We start from the raw sequence: 11,332 nt of genomic DNA, 5'->3' as shown, positions 1-11,332 counted from the left end.
GCCGCTAAACCTGCACGAGACCTTCCAGCGCTTCATAAGCCTGACGAACCGGGGCAAAAGAACGCCGGTGAATCGGCGTCGGCCCCAGGCGCACCAGCGCTTCCAGATGAACGGGCGTCGGGTAGCCTTTGTGGCCACCGATGCCGTAACCCGGGTAAATCAACTCGAACGCCGCCATCTCGCGGTCGCGGCTGACCTTGGCCAGAATCGAGGCCGCGGCGATGGCCGGAACCTTGCTGTCGCCCTTGACCACCGCTTCGGAACGCATCGGCAGTTTCGGGCAACGGTTGCCGTCGATCATCGCCAGTTTCGGCTGGATGTGCAGGCCAGCGACAGCGCGCTGCATCGCCAGCATGGTGGCGTGAAGGATGTTCAGTTCGTCGATTTCTTCGACCTCGGCGCGGGCGATGCACCAGCTCAGCGCCTTCTCGCAGATTTCATCGTAGAGCTTTTCGCGCTTGGCTTCGGTGAGTTTCTTCGAGTCGTTGAGGCCGAGAATCGGGCGGTTCGGATCGAGGATAACCGCGGCCGTGACGACCGCGCCGCACAGCGGGCCACGACCGACTTCATCGACACCGGCCACCAGTTCTTCGACTTCGGCGACCAGGGTAAAATCCAGCCCCATCTGCATGCTTGTCTTGCTCATCGTGTTTGCCCGATCAGGTTGAGAACGGCATCAGCCGCCTGATTGGAAGCGTCCAGGCGCAGGGTGCGATGGATCTCGTCGAAGCCGCGGGTCTGCTCTTCGCCACCGTCGATCAACGGCGACAGGGTCTGGGCAAGCGCCTCGACAGTCGCATCATCCTGCAACAATTCCGGGACCAGCAATCGCTGGGCCAGCAGGTTCGGCAGGGACACGTACGGGCTCTTGACCATGCGCTTGAGAATCCAGAACGTCAGCGGCGCAAGACGGTAGGCCACGACCATCGGACGCTTGTACAGCAGCGCTTCCAGGGTTGCCGTGCCCGACGCGATGAGAACCGCGTTGCACGCTGCCAGAGCCAGGTGGGATTTGCCATCGAGCAGAGTCACCGGCAGGTCGCGGCCAGCCAACAGCTCTTCGAGCTGGGCACGACGCTCGGGATTGGCGCAAGGGATGACGAAACGCACACCCGGGCGCATGGCACGCAGACGTTGGGCGGTATCAAGAAACAGCGCCCCCAGACGACTGACTTCGCCACCCCGACTGCCGGGCATCAATGCCACCAGCGGACCGTCCGGCAGACCGAGTTCGGCACGCGCAGCGGCGCGATCGGCCTCCAGCGGAATGGTGTCGGCCAGCGTATGGCCGACGAACCGCACCGGGACGCCTTTCTCTTCATAGAATCTGGCTTCGAACGGCAGCAGCGTGAGCATCAGGTCGCAGCCTTCGCGGATCTTCAGCACCCGCTTCTGCCGCCACGCCCATACCGAAGGGCTGACGTAGTGCACGGTCTTGATTCCGGCCTGACGCAGCTTGAGTTCGATATTGAGGTTGAAGTCCGGTGCGTCGATACCGATGAATACATCCGGTTTTTCAGCGATAAGCGTGGCGATGAGGTCCTTGCGGCGCTTGAGCAGTTCACGCAACCGCCCCAGGACTTCCACCAGCCCCATGACCGACAGACGTTCCATCGGAAAATAGGAGGTCAGGCCTTCGGCCTGCATCAGCGGACCGCCGACACCGATGAACTCCACCGCAGGGTGCTGTGCCTTGAGGGCGCGCATGAGACCGGCGCCCAGAATGTCACCGGAAGCCTCACCCGCCACCAGCGCAATACGCAGATTAGCCATGGTCAGCGGGTGATGCCGCGGGTCGACGACTGGATGGAGTCACGGAACATCGCGACTTCCGGGAACTGTGCAGACGGCTCGGCCAGTTCGGCCAGCGCCTGCTCGACGGTCAGGCCCTGGCGATACACCGTTTTGTACGCACGGCGCAGGGCGTGAATGGCGTCTTCGCTGAAACCACGACGGCGCATGCCTTCGAAGTTCATGCTGCGCGCTTCGGCCGGGTTGCCGAATACGGTGACGAACGCCGGAACGTCCTTGCCGATCGCCGTGCCCATGCCGGAAAAGCTGTGGGCGCCGATGTGGCAATACTGATGCACCAGGGTGAAACCGGACAGGATTGCCCAGTCATCAACGTGCACATGGCCGGCCAGCGCGGTGTTGTTGACCAGGATGCAGTGGTTGCCGATGACGCTGTCATGTCCGATGTGGGCATAGGCCATGATCAGGTTGTGATCACCCAGGGTCGTTTCGGAACGATCCTGAACGGTGCCACGATGAATCGTCACGCCTTCGCGGATGACGTTGTGGTCACCGATCACCAGGCGGGTTTCTTCGCCCTTGTATTTCAGGTCCGGCGTGTCTTCGCCTACCGAGGAAAACTGGTAGATGCGGTTGTGCTTGCCGATACGGGTCGGACCTTTGAGGATCACGTGTGGCCCGATGACCGTTCCCTCGCCGATTTCCACACCTGCACCGATGATCGACCACGGGCCGACCTCGACGCCATCGGCCAGGACGGCCGATGGATCGATGATTGCGCGAGGGTCAATCAAACTCATAGCTTGCGTTCCGCACAGATGATTTCAGCCGAGCAGACCGGTTTGCCATCGACCGAAGCCTGGCATTCGAACTTCCAGATCTGACGCTTGCAACTGATGAACTTGGCTTCGAGGATCAACTGATCGCCCGGCAGCACTGGCTGGCGGAAACGCAGTTTGTCGGAGCCAACGAAGTAATAAAGGGTGCCGTCGGCCGGTTTCACGTCAAGCATCTTGAAACCGAGGATCCCGGCAGCCTGAGCCATGGCTTCGATGATCAGCACGCCCGGCATGATCGGGTGCGCCGGGAAGTGACCGTTGAAGAACGGCTCGTTGATGCTGACATTCTTGTAGGCGCGAATGCGCTTGCCTTCCGTATCCAGCTCCACTACCCGATCCACCAGCAGGAACGGGTAACGGTGAGGCAGGTATTCGCGAATCTCGTTGATGTCCATCATTTCGGGGGGAAGCCTATGTAAAGATTGGGAGCGCGACTGACGCGCACTCCTCTAGCAAATCAAGGAGGCAGTCCAGAGGCTGTGCACACTTGATATGGAAATGGTATCAGCCTTCAGATGAAGCATTACCGTCGGGGGTCACTTCCCCGGACCGCTTTTCCAGCTGTTTCAAACGTCGCGCGATGTCATCGAGCTGACGAATACGGGCCGCGCTTTTGCGCCATTCGGCCGCAGGTTGCATAGCTGTGCCGGAAGAATAGGCACCCGGCTCGGTAATCGAGTGGGTCACCATGGTCATCCCGGTCAGGAATACGTTGTCGCAAATATCGATGTGCCCTACCAGGCCAACACCCCCGGCGAGCATGCAGTGCTTGCCGATTTTGGTGCTGCCGGAAATCCCCACGCACGCGGCCATGGCGGTGTGGTCACCGACCTGCACGTTGTGGGCGATCTGAATCTGGTTGTCGAGCTTCACACCATTGCCGATCACGGTATCGGCCAGCGCACCGCGGTCGATGGCAGTGTTCACGCCAATCTCCACATCGTCACCGATGGTCACGCCGCCGATCTGGGCGATCTTCTGCCAAACACCCTTCTCGTTGGCAAAACCGAAGCCTTCACCGCCGAGCACGGCGCCGGACTGGATCACCACCCGCTTGCCGATCCGCACATCGTGATACAGCGTGACTCGCGGGGCCAGCCAGCCGCCCTCGCCGATTTCGCTGCGGGCTCCGACAACGCAATGCGCGCCGAGTGTCACATCTGCGCCGATTCGAGCACCGGCTTCGATCACCACGAAGGGACCGACACTGGCGCTCGGATCGACCACGGCATCCTCGGCAATCACCGCCGTCGGATGAATGCCGGCAGTGGCCTTGGGCTTCGGATCGAACAGATGGGAAATACGTGCGTAAGCCAGGTAAGGATCCGGCACCACCAGCGCATTACCGGCATAACCTTCCGCGTCGGCAGCCTTGAGCAACAGGGCTGCGGCTTGCGTGCCAGCCAGGTATTTACGGTATTGGGGGTTTGCCAGAAAGCTCAACTGAGCTGGGCCAGCCTCCTGCAAGGTGGCTAGCCCAGTGATTTGCTTCTCGGGGTCGCCACTCAGGGTGGCGCCGAGGAACTCGGCCAACTGGCCGAGCTTGATAGTCACGGTCATGGGTTACTTCAGCTGATTCATGCGCTCGATAACCTGGCGCGTGATGTCGTACTGAGGTTTGACATCGATCACTGCGCCACGCTCGAACACCAGGTCAAAACCACCTTTCTTGATGACTTCTTCCACTGCGCTATCCAGTTTCGGCTTCAGTTGCTTGAGCATTTCGCGGTCGGCAACGGCCTTGGCTTCGTTCAGTTCCTTGGACTGGAACTGGAAGTCACGAGCCTTTTGCTTGAACTCAAGCTCCAGACGCTCGCGCTCGCCTTGCTGCATCTTGTCGCCACCGGCCATCAGACGATCCTGAATGCCCTTGGCGCTGCTTTCCAGGGTCTTGAGCTTGGTCAGTTGCGGACCGAATTTCTTCTCGGCATCCACGGCGTACTTCTTGGCCGCGTCGGATTCCAGCAGCGCCATCTGATAGTTCAGAACGGCAATTTTCATGTCGGCAAATGCCGGGCCTGCCACCAGTACGGAGGCCAGGAGAACCAATTGAGTCAACTTACGCACGATGCACTCCTACAAAATCCATTGTCGTTGTCTTGGGTCAGACGCTTAGAACGTCTGGCCGAGGGAGAATTGGAACACTTGAGTTTCAGCGTCATCCGGTTTCTTGATCGGCATCGCCAGTGCAAAGCTCAGCGGGCCCAGCGCAGTGACCCAGGTCACACCGACACCGACGGAGCTGGCCATGTTGCTGAGGCTGATGTCGTTGCATTGGGTGGCAGAAGTCGAGCCGACAGTCGCGTTGGTGGTCTTCTCGCACTTGGAGTCGAATACGTTACCCACATCCCAGAATACCGAAGTACGCAGGGAACGCTGATCCTTGACGAATGGCAGCGGGAACAACACCTCGACACCACCCTGGATCAACACGTTACCACCGAACGGCAGCGGATCCTGATCCGGGTCACGCAACGTACCAGCGTTACCGGTCACATCCGCACCACGGCTAGGGGTACTGCGCGGACCCAGGGTGCTGTCCTTGAAGCCACGTACCGAGTTGAAACCACCAGCATAGTAGTTTTCATAGAACGGCAAGCCATCGGTCGAACCGTAACCGTCGCCATAACCCAGCTCGGTGTGCAGGCGCATGGTGTAGTTTTCGCTCAGTGGCTGGAACAACTGGCCACGGTAATCGAGCTTGAAGAACGACAGGTCGCTGCCTGGAATCGTGGTTTCCAGGGTCAGGCTCTGGGAACGACCACGGGTTGGCAATACACCCTTGTTCAGGGTGGATTCGGACCAGCCGGCCGAAGCCTTGAAGTTCAGGTAGTTGTCGCCTTCACGCTTAACGAAGTCGAAAATCTCGTCAACGGTGTATTGACCGGTCTTGATCTTGTCCTGTTGAGCGGACAGACCAAAGGTCAGACGCGAAGTCTCGCTGATCGGGTAGCCCACGTTCACGCCGGCGCCCAGGCTGTCTACCGCGTAGCTAGCTACGTCGACGTCAAGGTCTTTGTAGTCGGTGGTGCGGTAGAACGCGTTGTAACCCAGGCTCACGCCATCGGCGGTCCAGTAGGGGTCAACGTAGCCAAAGTTGTAGCGGCTCTGGTATTCGCTGCGGGTCAGGCCGACGCTGACGCGGTTACCGGTACCGAGGAAGTTGTTCTGGGTGATCGAACCACCGAGGATCAGACCGGCACTTTGGGCGAAACCGACGCTGGCGGTGATCGAACCGGAGGCCTGCTCTTCCACGCTGTAGTTCACGTCAACCTGGTCGTCGACACCTGGCACGGCCGGGGTTTCGACGTTGACCTCTTTAAAGAAGCCCAGACGCTCCAGACGGGTCTTGGACTGATCGATCAGGTAAGTAGAAGCCCAGCCACCTTCCATCTGACGCATTTCACGGCGCAGCACTTCGTCCTCGGACTTGGTGTTGCCACGGAAGTTGATGCGGTTGACGTAGGCACGCTTGCCCGGATCGACGGCAAACAGGATATCGACGGTGTGATCTTCGTCATGCGGTTGTGGCACGCCGTTAACGTTGGCGAAGGTGTAACCCTCGTTACCCAGACGCCGGGTGATCAGTTCGGAAGTGGTGGTCATCAGCTTGCGCGAGAACACCTGGCCTTTCTGCACCAGCAACAGGGACTTGACCTGATCTTCAGGAACCTTCAGGTCACCGCTGAGCTTGACGTCACGAACGGTGTACTTCTCGCCTTCGTTGACGTTGACAGTGATGTAGACGTGCTTCTTGTCCGGGGTGATGGACACCTGGGTCGAAGCGATATCCATGTTGATATAGCCGCGGTCCAGGTAGTAGGAACGCAGACGCTCCAGGTCACCGGACAGTTTTTCACGGGCGTACTTGTCGTCGTTCTTGAAGAACGACAGCCAGTTGGTGGTTTTCAGTTCGAACAGGTCGGTCAGGTCTTCCTCGGGGAAAACCGTGTTGCCCACCACGTTGATATGCTGAATGGCAGCGACGGTGCCTTCGTTGATCTTCACTTTCAGGCCGACACGGTTGCGCGGCTGCGAGACCACTTCGGTATCGACGGTAGCCGAGTAACGACCTTGTGCAACGTACTGACGTTGCAGCTCGTTACGCACGCCTTCAAGGGTCGCGCGCTGGAAGATCTCGCCTTCGGCCAGACCGGATTGCTTGAGGCCTTTCATCAGGTCTTCGGTAGAGATCGCCTTGTTGCCTTCGATCTCGATGCTGGCGACCGAGGGACGTTCGACGACAGTGATCACCAGAACGTTGCCTTCGCGGCCCAGCTGGATATCTTGAAAGAAACCGGTTTTGAACAACGCACGAGTGGATTCCACCAGGCGACGATCATCCGCCTGCTCGCCGACGTTCAACGGCAAGGCACCAAAGACGCTACCCGCGGAGACCCGCTGGAGGCCATTGACGCGAATATCAGAGATAGTGAAGGACTCGGCGTGAACTTCGGCGATCATCAATACGGTGAGAACCGCAGTTAGCAGCAGACGTTTCATGAAGTCCTTTCTTATTCCAACTGGCAATAAACAAACTGCCGCAAAATGCGGCAGATTCGCAATTCAGCGAAGCGTTACAGACGACCCAGATCGTTGACCAGAGCAAGCAACATCACCCCGACCACCAAACTGATACCGATCTGTATCCCCCAACCTTGCACCCGATCCGACAAGGGACGACCACGCGCCCACTCGATCAGATAAAACAACAAATGCCCCCCATCCAGTACAGGAATGGGCAGCAAATTCAGAACCCCCAGGCTAATACTCAGATAAGCAAGGAAATTCAGGAAATCAGCGACGCCCGACTGGGCAGAAGCGCCCGCCACTTTAGCAATGGTTATCGGTCCACTCAAGTTTTTTACCGAGAGCTCGCCGAAGAGCATTTTCTTCAGTGAATCCAGCGTCAGGACGCTCATGGTCCAGGTACGACGGGCACCCTCGCCAATCGCCGCCAAAGGACCGTAGCTGACCTCGCGGATCATTTCCGGTGGCCAGTCGACAGCCTTGACGCCCGCCCCCAGGTAACCGCTTGGCGACTTCTTCTCGCCACGTGCAGCCAATGTCACAGGGACGTCGATTTGAACACCGTCGCGCTCGACGCGCAGCACGATTTTGGTATCAGGACGCGTACGAACGGTGTCGACCACCTGCTGCCAGTCATCCAGCGCCTTGCCATCCAGTGTCAGCAGACGATCGCCGGTTTTCAGCCCGGCTGCCTGGGCCGGACCTTTGGGATCAAGTTCGGCCAGCACCGGCGGCAATGCCGGGCGCCAAGGGCGAATGCCGAGAGAGCGAATCGGATCCGGCTCGTCAGCCCCCTTGAGCCATTTATCGAGTGCCAGTTCACGAGGCGAATCAGCCGTAGAGCCCTGCTCGCGCACCAGTACCTGCAAGGAACCGCTTTCCCCGAGACGTCGCACCAACTGCAGGTTGACCGCCGCCCAGCCCGAGGTCGGCTCGCCGTCGATCGCGACGATTTCCTGACCGGCGCTCAGCCCAGCCGTAGCGGCGATGCTGCCGGACTCCACCGAACCGATGACCGGGCGAATCTGTTCGCTGCCGAGCATCGCCAGCACCCAGAAGAACACCAGCGCAAGCAGGAAGTTGGCCACAGGGCCGGCCGCGACGATGGCGATACGCTGACGTACGGACTTGCGATTGAATGACTGATGAAGCTGATCGGCCGGTACTTCGCCTTCGCGCTCATCAAGCATTTTGACGTAGCCACCCAGCGGAATGGCCGCGACCACGAACTCGGTGCCCTGCTTGTCATGCCAGCGCAGCAGCGGCATGCCGAAGCCCACGGAGAAACGCAGAACCTTGACGCCACAGCGACGCGCGACCCAGAAATGGCCGAATTCGTGAAAGGTGACCAGCACACCCAGAGCGATCAGGGTGCCGGCAATCATATAGAGCGCGCTCATCTACTTTCTCCGCAATCCTGTCCAGTGCCGCGTGAAGCCATGTATTGCAAGACCTATCGGCCGTGACGACTCAACCACTGCCCGGCCAATGTCCGGGCAGTCGCGTCAGCGGCGAATACCGCATCGAGATTGTCCAGGGCCACCACAGGCTCGAGATTCAAGACTTCCTCGATGATACTCGCGATTTCCAGGTAGCGAACCCGTCCGTCGAGAAACGCGGCCACCGCCACTTCATTCGCCGCATTGAGCATGGCCGGGGCGCTGTTTCCCGCCTCGGCCGCCTGCCGCGCAAGCCGAAGGCACGGGAAGCGCTCTTCGTCGGGCGCTTCGAAATCCAGGCGTGCTACAGCGAATAGATCCAGCGGCGCCACGCCCGAGTCAATGCGCTCAGGCCAGGCCAGGGCATTGGCAATCGGCGTGCGCATGTCGGGATTGCCCAACTGCGCCAGCACCGAACCGTCCACATAATCGACCAGCGAATGAATCACGCTTTGTGGATGAATCACCACTTCGACTTGCGAAGGCTTGGCATCGAACAACCAGCAGGCTTCGATCAATTCGAGCCCTTTGTTCATCATGCTGGCCGAATCCACGGAGATCTTGCGGCCCATCGACCAGTTCGGGTGGGCACAGGCCTGGTCCGGTGAAACATGCGCCAGTTCGGCCATTGGCGTCTGCCGGAAAGGGCCACCGGAGGCCGTCAGCAAAATCCGACGGACCCCGACATTGCTCAACCCGCGAGCAAAGTCCTGCGGCATACACTGGAAAATCGCGTTGTGCTCGCTGTCGATCGGCAACAGGACCGAACCGCTCTTGCGCACCGCCTGCATGAACAAGGCGCCGGACATGACCAGCGCTTCCTTGTTGGCCAGAAGAATCTTCTTGCCCGCCTCGACAGCCGCCAGAGTCGGGCGCAAACCCGCCGCGCCGACAATGGCCGCCATGACGGCATCCACCTCAGGCGCAGCAGCGACCTGACACAAGCCTTCCTCGCCAACCAGCACCTGCGTCGACAGGCCAGCGGCTCGTAAATCGTCCTGCAGGTTGCGAGCAGCACCGGCCTCCGGCACTACCGCATATTCAGGAAGATGACGGACACACAGGGCAAACAGTTCGCTCAGACGGGTAAAACCGCTCAGGGCGAAAGCCTGATAACGATCCGGATGCCGGGCGATAACGTCCAGCGTACTCAGACCGATCGATCCGGTCGCGCCCAGGACGGTAATCTGCTGTGGGCGACTCACGATGCCGCCATCCACAACAGCACCGCAAAGACCGGGATCGCCGCCGTCAGACTGTCGATGCGATCCAGCACGCCACCATGCCCCGGCAGCAGATTACTGCTGTCCTTGATGCCGGACTGGCGCTTGAACATGCTTTCGGTCAGATCACCCACCACAGAGATGAAGACAATCACCGCTGCACCGATCAACCCCTTGAACAGTTGCGCCACCGTCCAGTCACGGAACAGTGCGACCAGCGTGGTGATAACCAGGCTCAGCGCCAGACCGCCATACACGCCTTCCCAACTTTTGCCGGGACTGACTTGCGGCGCCAGCTTGCGCTTGCCGAATGCACGACCGGAGAAGTACGCCCCGATATCAGCCCCCCAGACCAGCACCATCACCGCCATGATCAACCAGTTACCGAGCGGGTACTGCTTGATCAGCACCAGCCCCTGCCAGGCGGGCAACAGAATCAGCAAACCAATCACCAGTTTGCTGGCGGCACTGGACCAGCGCTCGCTGGAACGCGGGTACGTCAGCACCAGCCAGGTCGCCAATGCCCACCAGATTACCGAAGCACCCAGCACCCAAGGCGCCAGCCCCGGAAGGATATACATGACAAACAGCATCAGCGCGACGACCGCCGCGTAGCCGACACGAAATGCCTGCGCGGTGAAACCGGCCAGACGCGCCCACTCCCAGGCACCCAGACTCACGACCAGACCGATGAACAGGGCAAAACCGGAACCCTCGAGCAGGAAAAATCCGCCCAGAGCGATCGGCAACAGAATCAGTGCAGTGATGATGCGTTGTTTAAGCATTAAACCCGGGCTCCAGCTTCGACCTGCTCGCTCGTTTTACCGAAGCGACGCTGGCGCAAAGCGAAATCGGCCAGCGCATTGCGCATGGCTTCGTGTTTGAAGTCCGGCCAGAACAGGTCGGAGAAGTACAACTCGGCGTAAGCCAACTGCCACAAGAGGAAGTTGCTGATGCGATGCTCGCCGCCGGTGCGGATGCACAGGTCGGGCAACGGCAGATCACCAGTGACCAGACAGGTCTGCAGCAGATCCGGCGTGATGTCTTCCGGTCGCAGATGACCCGCCTGAACTTCACGCGCCAGACGCTGCGCCGCTTGCGCAATGTCCCACTGACCGCCGTAATTGGCGGCGATCTGCAGAATGAAGCGGTTGGCACCAGCGGTCATCGCTTCTGCTTCACGCATGGCTGCCTGAAGCTCGGGATGAAACCGCGTACGGTCGCCGATGATGCGCAGACTGATGTTGTTGTCGTTCAGGCGCTTGGCTTCACGACGCAGCGCCTTGAAGAACAGGTCCATCAAGGCGCTGACCTCGTCAGCCGGACGCTGCCAGTTTTCACTGGAAAAGGCGAACAGGGTGAGCACTTCGACCTTGGCCTCGGCACACACCTCGATCACCGCCCGCACAGCATCCACGCCAGCCTTATGCCCGGCGACACCCGGCATAAAGCGTTTTTTCGCCCAGCGATTATTGCCATCCATGATGATCGCGACATGGCGCGGCACCGTGGACGGCGCAGTCTGCTTGGTCTTGTCCATTTAAAACTC

At 59.8% G+C, this 11,332-nt stretch carries 11 protein-coding genes; all 11 read right to left on the bottom strand.

The genetic code is table 11. The annotated features are described in order from the left end of the window. Nucleotides 1-4 precede the first annotated feature (4 nt). The 11 genes from rnhB to uppS all read right to left on the bottom strand — a co-directional run bounded on the left by rnhB (nucleotide 5) and on the right by uppS (nucleotide 11,323). The gene (gene rnhB, locus ACODTD_RS06265) at nucleotides 5-631 is read right to left on the bottom strand and encodes a ribonuclease HII (protein ID WP_489104616.1); all 627 of its coding nucleotides are present in this window, start codon (nucleotides 629-631) and stop codon (nucleotides 5-7) included. Between the two features lie 11 nt (nucleotides 632-642). Continuing rightward, the gene (lpxB, locus tag ACODTD_RS06260) at nucleotides 643-1,773 is read right to left on the bottom strand and encodes a lipid-A-disaccharide synthase (RefSeq protein WP_011332691.1); all 1,131 of its coding nucleotides are present in this window, start codon (nucleotides 1,771-1,773) and stop codon (nucleotides 643-645) included. 2 nt (nucleotides 1,774-1,775) lie between these two features. After that, nucleotides 1,776-2,552: an acyl-ACP--UDP-N-acetylglucosamine O-acyltransferase gene (gene lpxA / locus ACODTD_RS06255; RefSeq protein WP_007954792.1), complete on the bottom strand. Its 777-nt coding sequence runs from the start codon at nucleotides 2,550-2,552 to the stop codon at nucleotides 1,776-1,778. After that, on the bottom strand, nucleotides 2,549-2,989 hold the full coding sequence (gene fabZ / locus ACODTD_RS06250) for a 3-hydroxyacyl-ACP dehydratase FabZ (RefSeq protein WP_003222142.1): 441 nt from the start codon (nucleotides 2,987-2,989) through the stop codon (nucleotides 2,549-2,551). The genes lpxA and fabZ overlap by 4 nt, the downstream gene beginning before the upstream one ends. Before the next feature lie 106 nt (nucleotides 2,990-3,095). Next, on the bottom strand, nucleotides 3,096-4,151 hold the full coding sequence (gene lpxD, locus ACODTD_RS06245) for a UDP-3-O-(3-hydroxymyristoyl)glucosamine N-acyltransferase (RefSeq protein ID WP_011332690.1): 1,056 nt from the start codon (nucleotides 4,149-4,151) through the stop codon (nucleotides 3,096-3,098). Nucleotides 4,152-4,154: 3 nt separating this feature from the next. After that, on the bottom strand, nucleotides 4,155-4,658 hold the full coding sequence (locus ACODTD_RS06240; protein ID WP_003222140.1) for an OmpH/Skp family outer membrane protein: 504 nt from the start codon (nucleotides 4,656-4,658) through the stop codon (nucleotides 4,155-4,157). Nucleotides 4,659-4,703: 45 nt separating this feature from the next. Beyond that, nucleotides 4,704-7,094, bottom strand: a complete 2,391-nt coding sequence (bamA, locus tag ACODTD_RS06235; RefSeq protein WP_011332689.1) for an outer membrane protein assembly factor BamA — start codon at nucleotides 7,092-7,094, stop codon at nucleotides 4,704-4,706. A gap of 74 nt (nucleotides 7,095-7,168) precedes the next feature. After that, nucleotides 7,169-8,521 carry a sigma E protease regulator RseP gene (rseP, locus tag ACODTD_RS06230; protein WP_011332688.1) on the bottom strand — a complete coding sequence of 451 codons (1,353 nt, stop codon included), beginning with the start codon at nucleotides 8,519-8,521 and terminating at the stop codon, nucleotides 7,169-7,171. A 53-nt stretch (nucleotides 8,522-8,574) separates the two neighbouring features. Beyond that, on the bottom strand, nucleotides 8,575-9,765 hold the full coding sequence (ispC, locus tag ACODTD_RS06225) for a 1-deoxy-D-xylulose-5-phosphate reductoisomerase (protein ID WP_201816927.1): 1,191 nt from the start codon (nucleotides 9,763-9,765) through the stop codon (nucleotides 8,575-8,577). Beyond that, nucleotides 9,762-10,568, bottom strand: coding sequence for a phosphatidate cytidylyltransferase (locus ACODTD_RS06220; protein ID WP_011332686.1), 807 nt, complete (start codon nucleotides 10,566-10,568; stop codon nucleotides 9,762-9,764). Before ACODTD_RS06220 ends, ispC begins: the two co-directional genes overlap by 4 nt. Further along, nucleotides 10,568-11,323 (bottom strand): polyprenyl diphosphate synthase, encoded by a 756-nt coding sequence (gene uppS / locus ACODTD_RS06215; RefSeq protein WP_064379010.1) that lies wholly within the window; start codon nucleotides 11,321-11,323, stop codon nucleotides 10,568-10,570. The genes ACODTD_RS06220 and uppS overlap by 1 nt, the downstream gene beginning before the upstream one ends. Nucleotides 11,324-11,332: the final 9 nt, after the last annotated feature.

Source organism: Pseudomonas sp. FG35 (assembly GCF_057809295.1).
The sequence above is the reverse complement of the archived record's forward strand: the minus strand, read 5'-3'. Positions and strand labels throughout refer to the sequence as shown.